The sequence below is a fragment of the Phaeobacter gallaeciensis DSM 26640 genome (assembly GCF_000511385.1).
GTDB lineage: Bacteria > Pseudomonadota > Alphaproteobacteria > Rhodobacterales > Rhodobacteraceae > Phaeobacter > Phaeobacter gallaeciensis.
Window position 1 is genome coordinate 2,825,435 of record NC_023137.1, and the last position, 19,331, is coordinate 2,844,765.

Sequence of the window (19,331 nt, forward strand, 5' to 3'; positions counted from 1 at the left end):
GCGCCATAATCCGTGTCGCCAAATTGGTTGTTGAAATTCGTTGCGAGACGGAAAGGCGGCTCTTGGAGAGTCGAGGCTGTCGTATGCGGGATTGGAATGATTGATAAAGGTGGATGGAGTGCGCATTCGCAGCGTCTTGGCGACTGCGATATTGTCACACTCCTTAGGTTTGAGCCTAGGTGTAGCACCTATCTTTGGTGTGAAATTATTTTTTCCGGGCAGTAATAATTATCTCGACTTTGTAGTCAGGCGTGGCCAATGTAGCCCCTCCGCAGGCACGTGCAGGCGCGTGACCCGGGGCCACCCAATTGTCCCAAACAGTGTTCATTTCAGCAAAATCTTCCATCGAAGAAAGCCAAATGATTGCCTGAAGAATATGTTCTTTGTCAGACCCGACTTCAGCCAGCAAGCTATCAACCTGTTCCAGGATAATTGTGGTCTGTTCAGTAACGCTGCTGCCTGGCGCGGCCACCTGACCAGCGAGATAAATCATCTCTCCACAGGTGACGATCTGGCTCATGCGGTCAGAGCTTTTCAGGCGTTGAATTTGTGACATGTCTTGTCCTTTCAGGTTGATAGTTAGAAGCCAAAGCCCATGACAAACGCCACGGAAATCGCAAGAAGGAAGAGGGTTTCGACGACAAGGATGATGCCGTAGCTGGGCTTGACGCGCAGAATGGTGGCAAAGCTGGTTTTCACCCCAAGGGCAGAGATCGCAATGACCAAACACCAACCGGACAGGGTGACGATGGCATCGGTGATCACTTGCGGCACCAGCCCGGTGTTTGTCAAAATCGCCAGCGCGACAAACATGACAAGGAACCACGGCAGGGTGATTTTCTGGGCTTGTGCGCCACGAAAGCTCGCCATGACCGCAATCATCACCACCGGCAACAAGACCACACGCACCATCTTGACAAAGGTCGCAATCACCCCTGCCTCGTCACTGATCGAATATCCGGCGCCAACAACCTGGGCCACATCGTGAATGGTTGCCCCGATCAGAAACCCGCTTTCCAGATCGCTCATGCCCAGGGCCGCAAACAGGACCGGATAGGCAATCATCGCGATGGTCGACAGGGCGGTGACGCCGATCACAACAAACAGCGTGTCCTGTTCGCGGTCATCCTTTGCGGGCAGAACCGAGGCAATGGCAAGGGCTGCAGAGGCGCCACAGATTGCCACCGACCCGCCAGCCAGCAGGCCAAAGGCCAGTTTGCGACCGAAGAGAATAGACAGGATTGCCCCGCAGGCCAATGTTGCCATGACAAAGCCGACCACCGCACCCACCGCACCCAGCCCGACACTTTCCACATCCCCAATGCTCAGACGCAGTCCCAGCAGGCCGACCCCAAATCGCAGCAGTGTTTTGGCGGAAAACTCCAGCCCCGGGGTGAATTTCTGATCGTCATAAAGGAAGTGGAACGCCATGCCGATCAGCAGTGCAAACAGCATCGCAGGCGCGCCGTAATGTTCGGACAGAAAGGTCGCGGCGGCGGCGATCACGCACACCAAAAGAATGCCAGCAAAGTGGGCGTCCCAGCGGGACTTGATCAGCGACACCATGGTTCGCTCCTGACTGCGGAAATGTGGAATTGAGGCGCGCAGCCTGCGTCAGGTCACGCGCACCTGATACAGTCTGCCGTCAACCGACCCAGCGTTTGCCGTGATCAAAAGCCGCGTCATAGCCAAAGAGCGCGGCCGAACCGCCGGTGTGCAGGAAGACAACGCGCTCACCTTTCTTGAAGTGACCTTTGCGGATCAGATCAATGAAACCCGCGGCTCCTTTGGCGGAATAAACCGGATCCAGCAGGATCGATTCCAGCTCGGCAAACATCTGAATGGCCTCGATGCCGCTTTCGGTCGGAATGCCATAGCCTTCGCCGACGTAATCGGTGTTGGCGACCACATCTTCGCGCTGAACAACGCCTGCGCAGCCCAGTTTCTCGGCCGTGGCACAGGCGAGGTTGTAGACGTTTTCTTCCTGTTTCGGTTTGGGCGCCCGCACACCGATGCCTAAGAGAGGGATCTGTGCGTTCATCGCTTTCAGACCCACAATCAGACCGGCCTGCGTGCCCGCACTGCCGGTGGCGTGAACGATGTGGTCGAGCTTCAGGCCGCGATCATTGGCTTGCGCCAGCATCTCAAACGCGCAGTTCACATAGCCAAGCGCGCCGGTCGGGTTCGACCCGCCCCCCGGGATGGTGTACACCTTTTTGCCATCTGCGCGCAGCTTGTCGGCGACCGCTTCCATCTCAGCATTCATGTCCAGACCACCGGGGCGCTTTTCGGTGGTGGCACCATGCAGATGGTCCAGCAGAACGTTGCCGTTGCAATTGTAGTTGTGGTTGTTGGATCCGGTGCGATCTTCCAGAAAGATGTGGCACTCCATGCCCAGTTTCGCCGCAAAAGCAGCCGTTTGGCGGGCATGGTTCGATTGGGTCGCCCCCTGTGTCATCACCATCTCTGCGCCCTGCAACTCGGCCTCGGCCATCAGGAATTCCAGCTTGCGGGTCTTGTTGCCACCGGTGGACAGGCCGGTGCAATCGTCGCGTTTGATCCAGATTTCCGGACCGCCAAGCTCTGCGGTCAGACGGTCCAGACGCTCAAGCGGGGTGGGCAGGTGGGCGATGAAGCGGCGGGGGTAACGGGCGAGATGCATCGAAAACTCCTAAGTTGGTTTTCTCGCATCTTATGGAGGTAAATCCCGCTAATCTAATTCGAAATATGCGCCTTAACATGCACATCTTGCACAATATGGGCGTGCCGCTATGGTGACACCATGCAGTTGGATTGGATTGATGACATCCTGGCGGTGATCGACACGGGGTCCCTGACACGGGCGGCAGAGCGGCGGTTTCTGACCCAATCGGCGTTCACGCGGCGGGTGCGGTTGATCGAAGAGCGGATCGGTGTGCCCCTGTTTGACCGGTCCTGCAAGCCGGTCACCATCCTGCCCGGCGTGCAGGCCATGGAACCTGAATTGCGAGAGCTTGGCGCGCGGCTGCGCCGCCTGCAACACGACCTGAAAGCAGCTGCAGATGGCGCAAAGCGGGATGTGACCTTTGTATGCCAGCACGCCATCACCACCACAATCTCGCCGTGGGTGGTGCGGCAACTGACTCAATCGCAGGACATTTCCGTGCGGGTGCGATCCGGCAACCGGGACAATTGCCTGATGTTGCTTTTGTCAGGCGAGGCTGATTTTGCCATGACATATGAACAACCTGACGCCCCCGGCCCGGCATTGCCACAGGCGTTTGAAATGCGGCGGCTGGGCGGCGATACATTGGTGCCGGTGGCGTCCCCTGATATTGCGTTCCACGCCGATGCCCCCGAGATCCCGCTCATCTCATATCCCCCGGATGTTTTCCTGGGGCGCCTGTTCAGCCAGAGCATTCTGCCCCTGCTGCCCGAAGGCGTGATGCTGTCCCCAAAGGCGGAAACCGCACTGACCCTTGCCGCCTGTGAATACGCGCTGGATGGCATTGGGGTGGCTTGGTTGCCGCTGACCCTGGTCAAACAGCATATAACCGAAGGGCGGCTGCGGCGGTTACATGACCTGCCGCATCAGAATCTGAGCATCATGCTGATCCGCCTCTCTAATCAACAGGGCGACGGGACCGCGCAAATCTGGTCTGATCTGACAAATGTCCCCGACCCCTCCGTGGGGCTATAGCGCGTTCCAGACCTGCTCGCCGGTTTTGTCCAGACGCTCAAGTGAGCAGAACAAGGACAGGGTCAGGGTGGCCTGCCAATCTGATCCACCAACCTGTGTCACTTGCCCGGAGGCCAGCTCGTCCGACACCACGCTTTCGGGCAGCCAGGCAACTCCGCTGCCCGACAACATACGCCGCTTGATCGCCTCGGTCAGCGCATCCATGTAGCGCAGCGCCAATGGGGGCGAGCGGGTGCCTATGATCTGATCAACCACGGATCCGAGGAAACTGCTGGGGTCATAGCCAAGGTATGGGACCTGCAGCCGTCCGGGATGGTCCAGATCCCACCCCCCTGCGCGGGCAGCATTGGCTTGGGCAACGGGGATCATCTGTTCCGTGCCGATATCCTTGCGCGCAAAATGCCGTTCTTCAAAAACCGGTTGCACATCCTTGTGCCGGTAATAGAGCAGAAAATCACAGGTCCCGTCCGACAGAAGTTGGCAACAGGTGCTGAGATTGTCCGAGTAAATCCGCACACGCAGGTTTGGAATGCGATCCTCAAATTCAGCAATACGGTGCGACAGATAGTTGACCGAGATTGTGTGCAGGACGGCGAAACGTTGGAAGGCGGTCCGACCCTGTTCCTGTGCGCGCAGGGTCTGGCGAATGTCCGACAGATTGGCGATGGCCTCTTGGGCGACCGGCAGGAATTGCTGCCCGGCCTCGGACAATTGCACCGGATAGCTAGAGCGTTTGATCAACGGCACCCCAAGCCAGTTTTCGAGCGATTTGATCCGCCGACTGAACGCGGATTGGGTAATGTTGCGTTCCTCTGCGGCACGGGTAAAATTCAAGACGCGCGCCAGGCAGGTAAAATCCCGAAGCCAGTTAATATCCAATTTTTACCCTCCAAACCAATCGCAACCTACTGCAAATTAATAGCTATGCAATAACGGCATAGTTTTATGATGCATTTGAGTTGGCATTGGCCGCGCCGTTTCGCCTAGCGTTTGTGACAGGTCGACCCAGACCGCACACATTTGTCACTGGGATCGGGGCCAAGGGCATGACGGAAACGAGATCCGTCAAATGAGCCCGTAAAATGGGAGGAATAAATGAAAATTTCTATAAAATCGACGACAGCTATTGCCGTCGCCTTGGCAGGTGGCATAACAGCCGGTGCTGCATCCGCTGAAACCACGCTGCGCCTCAGTACCTATGTCAACGAAGCTGATATCCGATATCAAGGCTTTACGCATTTTGCCGATCTTGTAGCAGAAAAAACTGGCGGTTCGGTCAAGGTTGAAGTGTTCCCGTCGGGCACGCTTCACGGCTGGTCCGAAGGGGTCGATTCTGTGCAAGGTGGTGTGTCGGACATCAGTTGGATCAACGCAGACAACCGTCTGCCCTGCTATGCGGTCACGTCGCTTTACCCGGCTGAGGTCAGCCTGGAAGACCAAACCGGTCTGGATGCCGCATATGCGGAGTTGATCAAGGACGAAGCCGCAAATGCCGGGCTGGTGCCGCTGTTCAACTCGAACTATTCCTATGATCAGGAATGGTGGTTTGAAGAACCGATTGAAGACATTGGCAAGCTGGATGGCAAGCTGGTGCGCTCGATCGGGCCGCTGGTCAGCATGATGATTGAAAGCTGGGGCGGAGAGCCCGTGTTTGTGGCTCCGAAAGAGGTGTTCCAATCGGCTGAACGTGGTGTCGTGGACGGCATCAACATGGGGGTTGCGACCTACAGCTCATGGAAGCTCTGGACCGTCATGCCCTATATGGTCAACGCCAACCTGTTCTATGGCAACATTCAGTATATGATGAACAAATCCAAGTTCGATGCGCTGACCGCCGATGAACAGGGGGCCCTGACGGCCGCGGCCGCAGAGACCGAAGCCTGGCTGCAGCCGCGCTATGAAGCCTGGGTGGACCAGCAGGTCGGCAACGCCGTGATGCAAGGCGGCGGTGCTGCGGTGTCCATTTCAGACGAGCAGCGGGCAAGCCTGATTGCCAGCGTGAAACCCAAATGGGACGAAACGGTGAACGAGGCCTGCGGCATGGACATGGCCGACAGCATTCGCGCCCTTCTTGAAAGCCACGCTCCCTGATCGGTGGCTTTCATCGGTGGCCCTTGCGTTCCGGGGCCACCGACCCTTCTTTCAAAAATCTGAGGTCTGTCATGAATGACGGAATTGATCACCTGATCCGCCGTATCGAACGCGCGGTCGTGTGGCTTGCTGGCGCCGGTGCCGTAGTGGTGCTGATCCAGATGCTCTGGATCTCTTATGGCGTGTTTGTGCGATACGGGCTTGGCAAGCCTGACCGTATGGTCACAGAAGCCACCGCCCTTTTGCTGTTTCCCGTGGCCTTTGCCGGGCTGGCCTATGCCCTGCGCGAAGACGCGTTTCCCAAAGTGACGATGATTACGGACCAGCTGCGCCCAAGCCTGCGTCGCCTGTTCGACATCATCAATCACATCCTGATGTTCGCAGTTGGCAGCTTCTTTGCCTATGCGGGGGTCAGCGCGACGATCCGGTCGTTCAACTCCGGTGTCGCATCAGAAATTCTGCACTGGCCCCGTTACCTGTTCTGGGCCCCCGGCGCGCTGGCGCTGGTTCTATTCTCATTCTATGCCGCCTTGCGTCTGATCCGCCTGATCCGCAACTCGGCCCCGTCAGGAGAGCTCTAATGGAGTGGTATGTTGTTGGCCTGGGCCTGCTTGGCCTGTTGATGTTGTTCATTACAATAGGCTTGCCGATCCCCTTTGCCCTTGCCGCTGCGTCCTTGCCGTTCCTGTGGCAAATTCAGGGGTGGGAGACGTCAATTGTCTCGTCGGAACTCAAACTTTGGGGGGTCTGGATTGACTACATCCTGCTGGCCGTACCGCTTTTCGTGTTCCTGGGGGAACTTATAGGCAAGTCCAATATTGGGCCAAACCTTTATCAGTTCCTGCACCAAGGGGTGCGGATCAAAGGGTCTGCTGCCTATGGATCAATCGGGGCAAGTGCCGGGTTCGGCGCAGTCTGCGGATCGTCGATGGTTGGCGCGCTGACTATTGGGGGCGTCGCTTTGCCCGAAATGCTGCGTCTTGGCTATGGCAAACGTCTGTCCAGCGGTGTTCTGGCCGCTGGTGGGACGCTCTCAGTTTTAATCCCACCCAGCCTGATCCTGCTTTTTTACGGCATTGTAACTGATCAAAGCATCGGGGACCTGTTTATCGCAGGCGTCATTCCCGGCCTGATCCTTGTGTCCAGCTTTGTGGTTGTGGTGCTAGTCTGGGGTATTTTGAAGCCGCAGGATATTCCCAGCAGCGAAGATGCCACAAAAATGCCGATGATGCTGATCATCAGCACCGTGGGGCCCGTGGTTTTGATTGGTCTTGTGATCACTGTGGCAATTTATGCCGGCATCGCCACACCAACTGAGGCCGCCGCCGTGGCCGCATTGCTGACGGTTATTCTTGCCTTCTGGGTCGGTGGTCTGACCTGGAAAGGGTTCAAGGACTCCATTTTTGCCACGATGCGCACGATGGGATATCTGGGCCTGCTTCTATCCGCCGGTGTGCTGTTTGGCTTCGTGCTAACATATTACCGCGTACCGCAACAATTCACCGAACTGTTCCTGTCGTTCGAATTGTCGCCCTACACGGTTCTGGCCATTGTTCTGGTGTTCTACATCATCCTCGGCATGTTTCTTGAACCGGTTTCGATGACCTTCATTACCCTGCCGACAATCTATCCGCTGATGAATGCGGCGGGCTTTGATCTGATCTGGTTCGGTGTCGTCTATACCATCACGATGGAGATCGCGGTGCTCACGCCCCCTGTCGGCCTGAATCTCTACGTCATACAGGCGATCGGACGGGAACAGGTCAGCATTGGCGATGTCATCATGGGTTGCTTGCCCTTCATCGCCGCCATGATCCTGCTGATCACCATCCTGATTGTGGTCCCTGATGTGGCTCTGTGGCTGCCGGAGCAGATGCGCTGATGTCGGTCCTGCCTTATCTTCGCACCGGGTCCGGTCCGGTCATGGTGCTGGTGCACGGTTATCTTGGCGGTGCTGCCCAGTGGGAAAACGAAATCAAAGCCTTTAGCAAAGGCTTTGATGTCATCGCCCCTAACCTTCCGGGTTTTGGCGATGCCGGTCATCTGGAGGGGTGTGAGACCATCAACGGCATGGCGCTGTCGGTACTGGAGTTGCTCGATCATCTGGAGGTGACCGAATTCACCCTGATGGGACACTCCATGGGCGGGATGATCGCACAGGAAATGGCCGCCCTTCGCCCTGATACGGTGCAAAAACTGGTGCTTTATGGAACCGGTCCGCTGGGTCTGATGCCAGACCGGTTTGAACCGATCACTGTCTCGCGCGAGCGGCTACAAAGCGACGGGGTCGCCAAGACCATCTCACGGATTGGGGCCACGTGGTTCAAGGCGGGAAAGGCCGCGCCGGGCTATCCGGTTTTGACAAAAATCGGCGCTCAGGCCAACGCACAGGCCGCCATGGCCGCATTGGAGGCGATGGCCAACTGGGACGGACGCGATGCACTGGGTGGATTATCCATGCCGACGCTGGTGATCTGGGGCGATTCAGACAAATCCTATCGCTGGCCACAGGTGGAGAGCCTCTGGACCAGCATCCCAGAGGTCCACCTGTCCGTGGTGCCCGGAACAGCCCATGCGGTTCATCTAGAAAAGCCCGCGCTGTTCCACTCTATCGTTAATGATTTTCTTCAGGTCTAACCGCCCCTGCATCAATCCGAGGCAAGCACAAACAAGCGAGTCTCAGCCTCGGATTGGCGTAGGCGACATTCGCTTTTCCGATGCAAAGTAAGTCCGGTGTCCAGTTCGCAAACAAAGAGCCCATTTTTTCTGATAACCACTTTGCATCATGGTTGGAAAACTCACTGATAGAAAATTTCTGCGACCCGAATGAACGGCGTCTTTTCATATCACTGCCCGACACGATTATCCAAGCAGTCGCAGCATAACCCGTACTACTTGCGCACGCAGTGAGAAAACATATCTACAGAATGGGCGCTTCGCGGACTTCGGGGGACTTACAGCATCACACCTCCGCTCCCCGGTCGCCACTGCGTGGACGACCCATTGCATCCGTTGGCCTCATGCCCCGGATGCTGCACTCGCTCCCGCGTTGCGGTCATTCGCTGAAAGTGCAAATTCTGGCGTCGCTAAACCCACACATTACGGACAGTACGGTCTTTCACGGCAGTAGTTCTAATGACCACTTCGGCGTATCAATTCGGCACCAGGTTGTTTCTTGCGGGTGCTTAACCGCCTTCCCAGAAATGGGTGATTAGCACGTGGAAACTTCTCTATCGACTATGTTCACTATCGTGACTTCAGCGTTTCGATGGGTTGACCTACACCACGATCAAAACCGTCGACGGTCTTCTAACAAGGGAACCACCGCCTCAATCCAACAACTAAACTGGGGCGGTGGAAGGTCAATTTGGGACTAAATCACTTTAGGACTAAGGCGGAATAGGTACCGCATACTTACTTCCTTTTTTGGTGAGGGGCAGCCCGCCACAGTCTTACTCTAGGAGTTCGCAGGCATTTTTATTCCCGCCGTCACAGGCCTGACCGAGAAGGCGCAACCCGGCTTCTTTGTTTTTGGCAACACCTTCGCCGCTAAGATACTGATAGCCCGCAGCGGTGCAGCCGCTGAGGTGTCCCATTTCGCAAGCCATCAGAAAGTGCTCCTGTGCGTTAGCGAGGTCGGAAAGCACGCCCTCTCCCTTGCGATAGGCCCATCCAAGATTGTGGCAGGCAAGGGCGTCGCCCTTGTCACAGGACTGCTGGTAGAGTTCGAAAGATCTATTGAAGTCCTGCTCCACCCCTTTTCCTGCGGCATAGGCGGCAGCGATGTTTGTACAGGCTAAATCGTGGCCAAGGCGGCATCCTTTTTCATATCGTTTCGCGGCCAGTGTCACGTCTTCCTCGACACCTCTGGCAAACCAATAGGACACACCACTGTTGTAGCAGCCAAACCCATTGCCCAATTTGCAAGCCCGTTCTGAGAAGTGCAGGCTTTGTTCAAGATCTACATCCACGCCATTACCGTGAGCGTAGGATGCGCCAAGTTTTGCGCAGCCGTTACCTGAGTTGCCTTCGCAGCTGCGTTCCAGATACTGCACAGCTAACTTATAATCCTGAGGGACAACTTTGCCATTTTCATAGAGGGTTGCAGCATAGGAGCAACCATCTGCGTCATAGCCATAGCGACCCTCGCACGACTGAATGTATAGGCTCAGCCCAAGGCGTTTGTTTGTAATCCCAACGTCGCCGTGTTCATAAATTCCACCTAGAGCCCGGCAGCTGCCCCATTGCTCGCTATCGCAGGCATAGGAATGTAGAAGCATCGCCTGTTTGGCGTCTCGTTCCGTGCCTTGACCTCTTTGCGTAAGAAACCCCAGTTGCATACAGGCCAAGGAGACGGCGCCCTGATAGCAACCTACTTCGTATTTTTCTACGGCAAGTTCATAGCTTTGCGCTGTGCCACGCCCGTCTTCATACATTGCCCCCAGATAAGCACATCCCAGGGTCTCTCCGGCATTGCAGGCCAAATTGTAGTAGCGAACCGCCTCTTCGTAATCCTGCGCAACTCCACTTGCCAGCTCGTACATGCGGCCGACGTCTTCGCAAGCCCAGGATTCTCCAGCCTCACACCCAGTGCCAAAGTACTTTGCAGCACGCTCAAGATTAGCCGCAACGCCGCGTGCACGCTGATACATAAAGCCCGCATCTGCACAGCTTGGTTCAAACCCTCCTTCGCAGGCCTGCACGTAAAGTTCAGCCGCCTTGGTCTCATCCCAATCGACGCCTTCACCGGAATAGTACAAATGACCCAAACTGTAACAGCTGAACATCTCACCGGCATCACACTCCTGCTGAAGCGTATCTGGATCCTTCACGGCAGCGGTCTCCTGTGCTTCCGCAGGGTGGGAAAGCCCGGCAAATAGGCAAAGTAGCGCTCCCGTCCAAAATCGGGTGCCAGGTAAATGTAACATTGGGTAAATCCTCTTCGATAATGTGCCGCTAATCTATTCCGCAGTCATCAAGTCCAGACGAACTTGACAGACAGGCAGTTCCTCTCAAGGTAAATGGGTTCGTTAAAGCCTAAGGCTGCGGTCTTGTAAGCACAGTTCGAAATCCTTGCAATGTAACATTTATCATATAAGTCAATTATTTACGTGAGGAGTTGACGGTGAATCGTGAATGGCTTTGAAACCAGAAAGAACCCATTGATTTTTGATTTGGATATCGTCTTGACGAGTTTCATCGTACTTGCGCCTCGCCGATTTTCGTCTCGCGCGTGGGGCAATCCAGATTGTATCGCGATGACCGTTGACGCACGCGGCTGCGTCTTCGGTGTTTGGCTAAGCGCGATGATCGAGTCGTTAAATGCAAATTGTGTAGAATTGAAGAGCCAAACTCGGTCCGCACATTTCGAGATTCGCTGAGACCAATCTTGTTGGAAACGCCAAAACTGCCGTTCATGTCCTTCGCAGCATCCATCATGTTAGGGCTCCGAGCTGACCTGCGGCGGTGCGGCAGGCGGTCTGCAGCAAGATCACCAAGCCGTCCAGGTATCCGAAGACAACAGGCAGCCCAAAGCGGACGTTTGCACGATGTGCGGCGACGCCCTCGCTGCAAGAGTAAAGGATCCAGCCAGATTTCCCGAGAGCAGACCTCCAGGGCGGCACAGTTGACCGGGACGATGCTGCGCCCCGCTCGAAGGTCGGAGGGGCGCAGTTAGTGAACTTTATAAAGTCTCGGGGGCTGGCAGTCGGGTGATGACCCTATGCTGCATGAGCACTGGACAGAGCCGACCTTCGCTGCGAGCTCAGCCACCAATCATCATCGAATGGAAGGGGGGCGAGACTTTCCTGCCGTTGGGTTCATCTTACGAAAGTATGTTGCGTATAATTTAAGTTCTGGTGAAGCGCAGATATGCGATGAAGAAACCTAAGGCGAACAGCGAAAGTACTCCAAGAGTTTGAAGAAATGATATCAGTGGGTTGTTGGTCTTCCGCTCAAGGAATTTGCTTGAGAACCACCCGAAAAGAGCTCGAAGTCCCACCATACTAACTCGCACCAACCTCAAGTGTTACATACGCCGGTCATATAAATAAGACTAAAGCTGCATCGTAACAATGGGCTCTCTTCCGCTGTTCGCTACAATCTGTACCAATGACTGCTATCATGTGCTGCGTGGTCAGGAAAAGAAGCCTGGCTGCCTTGCTCAGCTGCTGGTCGGGCTTTGCATCAGTCAGTGAGCATGTGAAAGTCGTTATCATGGCGAATGCTGCATCTTTGTCTTTACCAACCTGTTTCAATCAGGTCGAACCACTGAGCGACAATCTTAGGTTCATAGCTGTGGACGTCGAGACTGCCGGGTACGATATCGCGAGCATATGTCAAATTGGCCTCGCTTTTGTTGGGTTTGACAGCTCAATTGTCACTTATAGTGCATACATCGATCCCTGCACGCCATTCGCTGTAGGCAATACCCGATTGCACGGCATTGATGCTGCAACTGTGAAGAACGCCCCCAAATTTGCAGAAGTATTGCCAGACCTGCGTCCGGTTCTTGAAACATATCCGCTTATTCAACATAGCCGTTACGATGAGAAAGCCTTTGACGCGGCGTGCCAATTAGCGGGATTTCAAGTGTTGAAGTCGGTATGGTCAGACAGCGTTGCCATCGCCCGCCAAGCCTGGCCAGAGTTACGGGGCAATGGTGGGCATGGATTGGCCAATCTCAAAAAGGTGTTAGGGCTTAAATTCAAACACCATGATGCCGGAGAAGATGCACGTGCGGCAGCCGAAGTTACTTTGAAAGCAGAAGCATCAATGGGGCGAAAAATCAGGCTGCTGAGTGCCTCACAGCAGTTGGTCTTTGATTTTCAGTGATGCGAGAGGGCGACTTCGTGGGCTGTAAGGAAGCAAAACAACCATCAGCTCAAACTGAGGGCTCAAATTTTATGAGAAATAGTACTTAGACTTAATGTATATGCTATGTGTATTTTATGGACGCCAAAGAGTAACATTCAAAGACGGATCTTGGTAAGGCTATGATTTACGTGAAAAAATTATTTATCGAATGGGCAAACTATGGGTCATTTTACAACTGAAAGCAATTACAGTCCATTGCGCCTGAAGTGTTGACCACCATGAAATCACTTATTGACCACCGGGGGTATTTCCCGGTGGTGTTTTTTGTTGCAACAAGGCCTATGGGGCTCACGACCCAGTTATCAAAATCGAAACTCAGAGAAACGAGATTCCAGAAGATATCGTCGCAGACGTTCACCGAACTTCAGCGGCTTTAGGCCGATAGAATGCGCTTAGAACATTCGGAACGCGTTGCCATAGCCCCTTGTTCTGCCTGCTTAGTCGACTGCAGCCCTAAGGACTCCGCAAAACGTCAAGCGGTAGTCTGAGAGATCTGAAGAAAACGCCTGCCAATAACGTTCCCGCCGTCCGTTCTGCGTTAACTACGGAGAGGTCAGATGGGTGGGGCCTGCCCTGACACCGATCTCGTAAGGAGACTATCTCACACTCGCTTAGTTTGCACCTTTTCGGCGGGCCTTCCATTGGCACTGTCCTTGACTGTGATCGCCCACATTGAGACCAGGATCATCAATGTCGATATGTAGAAGGCACCATCAGGGACAAGCCGGAACAGTATAAAATCTGCTAGAACAGCAAAAATAAGCGACAGGTACTCGAATGGGGCGAGTTTTGAGATCTCGCTATGCTGCAAAGCAAGCGTCATCATAATATGTGCGATGCCCCCCGCAATGCCTGCTCCGCAAAGATAAACAAGCTGCAGCGCGTCTGGCTGAATCCAGCCCCAGAAAACCGACACACCTCCCGCCAGCGCGCAGGTCAATGCAAAATAGAACGCAATAGCCCCGGCATTTTCTGTTTGGGCAAGACTACGGATCTGAATTTTTGCACCGGCAGTGAATATCGCCATTGCAAGGGCCAGGGCGGTTCCGATCAGATAAGATCGATCGACGGTGGCAGCCGTCATACTTGGCAGCACGAGAACCAGCATCCCCAGAAACCCCAGTACAACTGCAATCCACCGCATTCCGTTCACCTGTTCGCCCAAGAGGAACCTCGCCAGGACCACTGCAAGCACTGGCGCCAGATAGCCAATGATGGATGCATGAGCGAGCGGCAGGTATTTCAGCGAGGCAAAAGACGCGAACAGCGCAGTGCACCCGAGGAGGCAGCGCGCAATATGTGCGAGTGGCCGCTTGGTCCGCAGGCCGCTTGGAAAGTCCCGCGTCCACATCAGGAACAGAACCAATGGTATCAGAGCAACGGCACTTCGAAAAAACACGACCTGGCCTAGCGGCACCTCGTCGGCAAGAAGTTTCACAAACACGACCATAATAGTGAAAAAGAAGGTTGCGCCTATGCGCAGTGCGATACCAGTGGCTTCCATTTCGTTGCCTCTCAGGGGGTTATCTGGTTCGTGACCATAGGTCTCGGAGCCGGTCTCCGACCAGATTGATTGCCAGCACTGAAACAAGTACAGCCAAGCCCGGAAAAATCATTATGTGAGGAGCTGTCTGCATATAGGGTTTGCCATCCAGCAGCATAGCGCCCCATTCGGCTGCTGGTGGTTGCACACCAAAACCCAGAAAGCTGAGCCCGGATATGGCAAGGATAGTGCGCGACCAGCTGCTGGTCCAAAGAACCAAAAGTGATGGCATCACATTCGGTAAAATATGCCGCCACAAGATCAGCGGTCCGGTCAGTCCGTTCAGGCGGGCCTGAATAACATAATCCCGCTCACCGATCGTTAAGGCGAGGCTGCGAGCGAGCCGGGCGAACTTCATCCAGCTGACCAGCGACAGGGCGATCACCAGGTTGACCGTGCTGGGTCCAAAAAGCCCTGCAAAGGCGACCGCTGCTATTAATTCTGGAAACGCGAAGAAGCTGTCTGTCACGCGCATCAGCATCGCGTCGGGGAAGGACCCAGACCGGGCAGCCACCAGCCCGACCATCGTTCCTGCGATTAAACCAGCCAGTGACACTACAAGTGCCAGCCCCAGCGACCAGAATGAACCATAAAGCAGGCGGGTACCAATATCGCGGCCCAAGTGGTCTGTGCCGAACCAGTGTGCAGGTTCTGGTGGCGCCAATCGATTGAGAAAATCCGCCTGCGTCGGCTGGTAAGGTGTCAGCCACAATCCAATGCTCAGTCCAAGTGCCAGCACCACCAGAAACAGGCCTGTTCTGCGCTTAAACCGGGACAGTGGGGTATTCGTCAGTTCGGCGCTTTCGCGCAGGAAAACGTCAGTCATACCTTTTGCTCCTGCGTACGGCTCGTTGGATCACTGGCTGCTTGCAGCACTTCTGCAAGTGAATTGATCACGACATAGGCAACTGCGAAGAACATCACCAGAAACATAACGACCGGCAGGTCGCGTGACAGTACAGACCCGGCCAACAAAGACCCGAGCCCTGCACGAGCAAAGGTAAGTTCTACGATGATTGCACCTTCCAACAAGCTGGCGAAGTCGATTGCAATCATGGTCACAGCGGGCGCCATAGCGTGGCGCAACACGTGCCGAAAGAAGATCTCGGTCTCGGAAATACCACGCAGGCGCAAAGTTTCGATAAACGGTTGATTGGCCGCCTCCAGCATAAAACTACGCAACAGACGGGTTTGTGATGCCATTACCCAGAACGCCAGCGTGAGCGCAGGCAGAACCAGATGTGCAGGTGTCCCCGTGCCATATGAGGGAAGCCAGCTTAGATGTACGGCAAACCCCAAGATCAGCAGCAAACCCAGCCAATAGCTGGGCATAGCCGCTCCCACAGATGAAATCATCACGGCAGCTCGGTCCATCCATGTTCCCGGGTGACGCACTGCGAGGCTGGCTAAGAGAAACGCAACAGCCAGCCCCACCCCTAGCGACGTAAGCGCCAGGCTTACGGTTTCACCCAGATTGCTGGTGAAAATATCCCAGACCGGCGTTTGAGAGGCATAAGACAGGCCGAAATCCCCCCGCAGCACATTGCCGAGCCAATAGAGATACTGGAGCCAGAACGGCTCCTCTAAGTGGAACTCAACGCGTATGGCCTGAAGTAATTCCGGTGGAAAGGCGATCTCTTCCGGATATCGCGCATGGGCAATGGCTTCGGCTCGGTCGCCCGGTGAGAAATAGCTGAGAGTAAAGGTGATTAAACTGATACCCAACAAAACAAATGCGAGACCCGGCAGGCGCGAGCGAAATGCCTTCATGCGACGTCATCCATGTGGTTCAACGTACCCAGACTACGAGCAGCGTGTATCAGGTTTTCTGCATAGGGGCTGACTGGTGCAGCAAAGAAATCAGCACATGATTGATAGGCTTCGACCAGCCCTTGGCGTAGAACCAAAATCTTGTCAGCATAAGCAGCGGCAAACCCCAGATCGTGAGTCACCACCACATAGGCAGTCTGCGTCTTGCGCCGCAGCACATCCATTTGGCGGGCGATCTTTTTCTGCACGAGCGCATCCAGCGCGCTCAGTGGCTCATCAAAGAAGATCAATTTAGGGCGGGCGATCAGGGCTCGCGCGAGGCAGGCTCGCTGTGCCTGCCCCAAGGAGACCTGACCGGGGAGCCGGTTGTAAAACTCCGCCCCCAGCTCGACCTCTTCCAGTGCGGCAAATACAGCACTCTTCCCCTCGTGGTCGGTAATGTCGCCGCGATGAAGGCTTTCTTGGATTGAGGCGCCAAGCGACTGCCGCGGATTCAATGCAGCCAATGGATCCTGCATCACCCAGCGGGTCTGGGGCAGGCCTGGGCGCATAGGTACCACGCCAATAATATTGGTACCCGAGGGCGTGAATACCAGCCTACGGCACGTGGCGGGCAAGAACCCTTGCACAGCCTTTAGCAAAGTGGATTTACCTGCTCCACTTTCTCCGAGGATGCATAGCATTTTACCCTGCTGGATGTCACAGGAGACATCGTGCAACAGCATCTTGTTTCCAGCCCTGACTGTAAGGCCTTCGAGTTGAAAGACTGGCTCATTCAGCGGCATGGGTTAGCTCCGGCTTGACCTTGTCCCAGCAGCGATGCTCCACCAGCTCGCGGGAATAGGGGTGCTGAGGGTTGGACAAAAGAACATCCGCGGCTCCGCATTCAACAATCCGGCCGCGCTGCATGATTGCTATCCGACCTGCGAACCGCGCGGCCAGTGCCAAATCATGGGTCACCATCATCACTGCGATCCCATGTTTGCTGGCAATGCGGCGGGTTTCCTGCAGCACTTGCGACGCGATCAGCGGATCCAATGCCGAGGTCGGCTCGTCAAGGATCAGCAGTTTCGGCGCGTCTATCAGTGCCATCGCCAGTAACAGGCGCTGCTGCATGCCCCGGCTCCATTGGTGCGGGTAGCTGCTGCCCAGATCCGGCAGGCCTAGGGCCGATAAAATGTGTCGCTGATGTGAAGCATCAGGTGCCTTTTTGCGACGGGCCAACTGATCCCATTGCCAGCGCAGGCGGCGTAGCGGATCAAAGCCGTGGGCAGGACTTTGTGGAACATAGGTGATGCCATCTAGGGTGGTATTTGTCGACGATGCAAAAGCACGCTGCACGCCGTTGAACAGCATATGCCCCTTTGTGGCGCGCGCAGGACGGTTCAGGCCCATCACAGCCCGCAAAAGCGTAGATTTGCCCGCGCCGGAGCCGCCCACAACAGCCAGCCATTCTGCCGGTGCCATCTCAAGGCTGACATCGTGCAGAATACCCTGTCCGCCAATTTTGGCGGACAGGGCTTCAATTTTCATTAGAGGTGGCAGATTACTCGGCAATCGCCAGCTCCGGGTTCGCAAGGTAGGTTTCTGCCGGGTGGATACGATAGCCCTCAACCTTGCCATTCCCAACCGAAACCTGTGTCTTGTGGAACAGCGGGATTAGCGGCAGATCACGGTTGATAATGGCCTGAACCTCAGCATAGACCGGTTTACGTTCTTCGCTGGAAAATAGGCCGCGGCCCCTTTCAAGCAGCGCGTCCAACTCCGGGTTAGAGTAGCCAGAGACATTATAACTGCCACCCGTCGCAACCAGGGTGCTGGGGAAGTAATCAGGATCACCTTGCGGAGCGGTGCCCCAGGCCTGTAGGTGCAAATCAAGTTCACCGGCTTTCAGTGCCTCGTTGTTTGCGCCAAATTCTCCCATGGCGATTTCCGCACCAAGGCCGATCTGCTGCAGCATGATCTGCGAGATTTCCAGTGTCGGACGTAGCGCAGCACGGCCTTCATAGCTTCGGATTTTCAGAACTATGTCCTCGCCGTTCAGCTCGCGGATACCGTTGCTGTCGCTGTCAATGATCCCCGCTTCGTCCAGCATGGACTGCGCTTTGACCGGATCATAGGACAGGCTGATATCGTCGTTCACCCAGGATTTCATGCTGGCTGGGAAGATGCCATTGGCCGACTGGCCACCGACCCCTGCCAGGGTCGCCGCAACGATGGTGTCACGGTCCAGGCCCAGCGAAACGGCATTCAAAACCGCCTGGTTGGACAGCGGACCGCCATTCACTCGCGGTTGAAAAAAGAACAGCCGCGCGGTGGCCTCCGAGAATAGCTGGCCTTTACCCTCTTCCAGCAGCTTAGCGAAATCGGGTTCCGGGTAGTTCGTGACCAGATCGACATCGCCCGCCTGCAGAGCCAGTGCTGCAACCGAGGGGTCGCCGATCGCGTCGATCACGAGACGGTCCAGTTTAGGTGCGCCGCCCCAGTAGTCAGCAAAGCCTGTCACTACATAGGTTTTTTCCGTCTCAGCCTTCTCGAACACAAATGGCCCCGTGCCTACCAGCGGCATTGCCTCGGTGCCGTCTTTCATAACAGCCGCCGAAGGTTCGGTCAGCGACCATAAAAAAGCTGAGTTAGGCGCATGGGTGCGGAACACCAGCGTATTGTCGTCAAGCAATTCTATACTCTCGATGTTCAGCAGTTTGACCAAACGTGGGTTGTTGCCGGGGTGGCCTTCTTCACTCAGCTTTTCGAAAGATTCCTTGACCGCCTGAGCGGTGACATTGGTGCCATCATGGAATTTCACCCCTTTACGCAGAGTAATTTTCCATTCCCGTTCAGACAGGTTTTCAAAACCGGTGGCAAGCCGTGGTTGGAGAGTCATGTCATAACCAATGCCAATCAGCGTCTCTGAGACACCTGCCCGGTTGCTGAGCCAGCCATTCTGGCGAGCACGAGGGTCAGGTACACTACTCTTTGGCCCAAATGGCGCGGCAATGACCATTTCCGTTTTGGGTTCTGCTGCCGCGGGTCCGAAAAATGCTGCCGTGGTAAAGCAGGTCGCTGCCAGCATTTTACTCCAGAACGTGCGTGAGGAATTCGGCATGTCATTTGTCCTTAGGTGTTTGACAAGGAAATTTCGAGGAGTCGTATACGTGTTATGTGATACTGTAACAAGCTGTATATAGTTAAACGACCTCGTTGCGCCTGCTGACAAAAAAGATTCACATCAAGCTTCGAGCATGAGACGGTAAGGACAACGGAAACTTCGGGCTGTCTGGCGCCATCAGGCGGGTAAGACCGCGTGTTTTTCGCTGTAAACCTGCCTCTACGCCGCCGGAAGTCTGCTTGGATCCTTTGGTGACCGATGGT

Annotated in this window: 17 protein-coding genes; 6 read left to right on the top strand and 11 right to left on the bottom strand. The window is 55.3% G+C overall.

Annotation, left to right across the window (positions count from 1 at the left end; genetic code table 11):
- Positions 1-205 precede the first annotated feature (205 nt).
- The 3 genes from GAL_RS13730 to cuyA all read right to left on the bottom strand — a co-directional run bounded on the left by GAL_RS13730 (position 206) and on the right by cuyA (position 2,662).
- Positions 206-556: a RidA family protein gene (locus GAL_RS13730; protein WP_024098167.1), complete on the bottom strand. Its 351-nt coding sequence runs from the start codon at positions 554-556 to the stop codon at positions 206-208.
- 23 nt (positions 557-579) lie between these two features.
- Positions 580-1,566 carry a YeiH family protein gene (locus GAL_RS13735; RefSeq protein WP_024098168.1) on the bottom strand — a complete coding sequence of 329 codons (987 nt, stop codon included), beginning with the start codon at positions 1,564-1,566 and terminating at the stop codon, positions 580-582.
- A 79-nt stretch (positions 1,567-1,645) separates the two neighbouring features.
- Complete coding sequence (gene cuyA / locus GAL_RS13740) at positions 1,646-2,662, bottom strand: D-cysteate sulfo-lyase (RefSeq protein WP_024098169.1); 1,017 nt, start codon at positions 2,660-2,662, stop codon at positions 1,646-1,648.
- 120 nt (positions 2,663-2,782) lie between these two features.
- Between cuyA and GAL_RS13745 the strand changes: the two genes are divergently transcribed.
- Positions 2,783-3,679 (top strand): LysR family transcriptional regulator, encoded by an 897-nt coding sequence (locus GAL_RS13745; protein WP_024098170.1) that lies wholly within the window; start codon positions 2,783-2,785, stop codon positions 3,677-3,679.
- On the opposite strand, the gene GAL_RS13750 is transcribed toward GAL_RS13745, so the two are convergent.
- A complete protein-coding gene (locus tag GAL_RS13750; RefSeq protein ID WP_024098171.1) occupies positions 3,674-4,558 on the bottom strand; it encodes a LysR family transcriptional regulator in 885 nt (294 codons plus the stop codon). The genes GAL_RS13745 and GAL_RS13750 overlap by 6 nt on opposite strands.
- Positions 4,559-4,774: 216 nt before the next feature.
- Between GAL_RS13750 and dctP the strand changes: the two genes are divergently transcribed.
- From dctP to GAL_RS13770, 4 genes are all read left to right on the top strand, one after another.
- Positions 4,775-5,770 (top strand): TRAP transporter substrate-binding protein DctP, encoded by a 996-nt coding sequence (gene dctP / locus GAL_RS13755; RefSeq protein ID WP_024098172.1) that lies wholly within the window; start codon positions 4,775-4,777, stop codon positions 5,768-5,770.
- Between the two features lie 71 nt (positions 5,771-5,841).
- The gene (locus GAL_RS13760; RefSeq protein WP_024098173.1) at positions 5,842-6,351 is read left to right on the top strand and encodes a TRAP transporter small permease; all 510 of its coding nucleotides are present in this window, start codon (positions 5,842-5,844) and stop codon (positions 6,349-6,351) included.
- Positions 6,351-7,652 (top strand): TRAP transporter large permease, encoded by a 1,302-nt coding sequence (locus GAL_RS13765; RefSeq protein WP_024098174.1) that lies wholly within the window; start codon positions 6,351-6,353, stop codon positions 7,650-7,652. The genes GAL_RS13760 and GAL_RS13765 overlap by 1 nt, the downstream gene beginning before the upstream one ends.
- Entirely contained in the window at positions 7,628-8,407 is a 780-nt protein-coding gene (locus GAL_RS13770; protein ID WP_322786989.1) for an alpha/beta fold hydrolase, read from the top strand. Before GAL_RS13765 ends, GAL_RS13770 begins: the two co-directional genes overlap by 25 nt.
- 815 nt (positions 8,408-9,222) lie before the next feature.
- On the opposite strand, the gene GAL_RS13775 is transcribed toward GAL_RS13770, so the two are convergent.
- Complete coding sequence (locus tag GAL_RS13775; protein ID WP_024098176.1) at positions 9,223-10,602, bottom strand: tetratricopeptide repeat protein; 1,380 nt, start codon at positions 10,600-10,602, stop codon at positions 9,223-9,225.
- A gap of 1,384 nt (positions 10,603-11,986) precedes the next feature.
- Here GAL_RS13775 and GAL_RS13780 point away from each other — a divergent pair.
- A complete protein-coding gene (locus GAL_RS13780) occupies positions 11,987-12,604 on the top strand; it encodes an exonuclease domain-containing protein (RefSeq protein ID WP_043939788.1) in 618 nt (205 codons plus the stop codon).
- Between the two features lie 643 nt (positions 12,605-13,247).
- On the opposite strand, the gene GAL_RS13785 is transcribed toward GAL_RS13780, so the two are convergent.
- From GAL_RS13785 to GAL_RS13810, 6 genes are read right to left on the bottom strand one after another with little or no spacing between them, the layout of a single operon-like run.
- Positions 13,248-14,150, bottom strand: a complete 903-nt coding sequence (locus GAL_RS13785) for a DMT family transporter (protein WP_024098180.1) — start codon at positions 14,148-14,150, stop codon at positions 13,248-13,250.
- 19 nt (positions 14,151-14,169) lie between these two features.
- A complete protein-coding gene (locus GAL_RS13790; RefSeq protein ID WP_024098181.1) occupies positions 14,170-15,015 on the bottom strand; it encodes an ABC transporter permease in 846 nt (281 codons plus the stop codon).
- Positions 15,012-15,959: an ABC transporter permease gene (locus GAL_RS13795; RefSeq protein ID WP_024098182.1), complete on the bottom strand. Its 948-nt coding sequence runs from the start codon at positions 15,957-15,959 to the stop codon at positions 15,012-15,014. Before GAL_RS13795 ends, GAL_RS13790 begins: the two co-directional genes overlap by 4 nt.
- Complete coding sequence (locus GAL_RS13800) at positions 15,956-16,744, bottom strand: ATP-binding cassette domain-containing protein (RefSeq protein WP_024098183.1); 789 nt, start codon at positions 16,742-16,744, stop codon at positions 15,956-15,958. The genes GAL_RS13795 and GAL_RS13800 overlap by 4 nt, the downstream gene beginning before the upstream one ends.
- Positions 16,731-17,492 carry an ATP-binding cassette domain-containing protein gene (locus GAL_RS13805; protein ID WP_040104099.1) on the bottom strand — a complete coding sequence of 254 codons (762 nt, stop codon included), beginning with the start codon at positions 17,490-17,492 and terminating at the stop codon, positions 16,731-16,733. Before GAL_RS13805 ends, GAL_RS13800 begins: the two co-directional genes overlap by 14 nt.
- Positions 17,493-17,505: 13 nt before the next feature.
- Positions 17,506-19,065, bottom strand: coding sequence for an ABC transporter substrate-binding protein (locus GAL_RS13810; RefSeq protein WP_024098185.1), 1,560 nt, complete (start codon positions 19,063-19,065; stop codon positions 17,506-17,508).
- Positions 19,066-19,331 lie beyond the last annotated feature (266 nt).

What these genes read in the sequence shown, in the direction of transcription:
- GAL_RS13730 (WP_024098167.1), bottom strand. Translation starts at nt 556, where the DNA reads ATGTCACAAATTCAACGCCTGAAAAGCTCTGACCGCATGAGCCAGATC.
- GAL_RS13735 (WP_024098168.1), bottom strand. Translation starts at nt 1,566, where the DNA reads ATGGTGTCGCTGATCAAGTCCCGCTGGGACGCCCACTTTGCTGGCATT.
- cuyA (WP_024098169.1), bottom strand. Translation starts at nt 2,662, where the DNA reads ATGCATCTCGCCCGTTACCCCCGCCGCTTCATCGCCCACCTGCCCACC.
- GAL_RS13745 (WP_024098170.1), top strand. Translation starts at nt 2,783, where the DNA reads ATGCAGTTGGATTGGATTGATGACATCCTGGCGGTGATCGACACGGGG.
- dctP (WP_024098172.1), top strand. Translation starts at nt 4,775, where the DNA reads ATGAAAATTTCTATAAAATCGACGACAGCTATTGCCGTCGCCTTGGCA.
- GAL_RS13760 (WP_024098173.1), top strand. Translation starts at nt 5,842, where the DNA reads ATGAATGACGGAATTGATCACCTGATCCGCCGTATCGAACGCGCGGTC.
- GAL_RS13765 (WP_024098174.1), top strand. Translation starts at nt 6,351, where the DNA reads ATGGAGTGGTATGTTGTTGGCCTGGGCCTGCTTGGCCTGTTGATGTTG.
- GAL_RS13780 (WP_043939788.1), top strand. Translation starts at nt 11,987, where the DNA reads ATGGCGAATGCTGCATCTTTGTCTTTACCAACCTGTTTCAATCAGGTC.
- GAL_RS13785 (WP_024098180.1), bottom strand. Translation starts at nt 14,150, where the DNA reads ATGGAAGCCACTGGTATCGCACTGCGCATAGGCGCAACCTTCTTTTTC.
- GAL_RS13790 (WP_024098181.1), bottom strand. Translation starts at nt 15,015, where the DNA reads ATGACTGACGTTTTCCTGCGCGAAAGCGCCGAACTGACGAATACCCCA.
- GAL_RS13795 (WP_024098182.1), bottom strand. Translation starts at nt 15,959, where the DNA reads ATGAAGGCATTTCGCTCGCGCCTGCCGGGTCTCGCATTTGTTTTGTTG.
- GAL_RS13800 (WP_024098183.1), bottom strand. Translation starts at nt 16,744, where the DNA reads ATGCCGCTGAATGAGCCAGTCTTTCAACTCGAAGGCCTTACAGTCAGG.
- GAL_RS13805 (WP_040104099.1), bottom strand. Translation starts at nt 17,492, where the DNA reads ATGAAAATTGAAGCCCTGTCCGCCAAAATTGGCGGACAGGGTATTCTG.
- GAL_RS13810 (WP_024098185.1), bottom strand. Translation starts at nt 19,065, where the DNA reads ATGCCGAATTCCTCACGCACGTTCTGGAGTAAAATGCTGGCAGCGACC.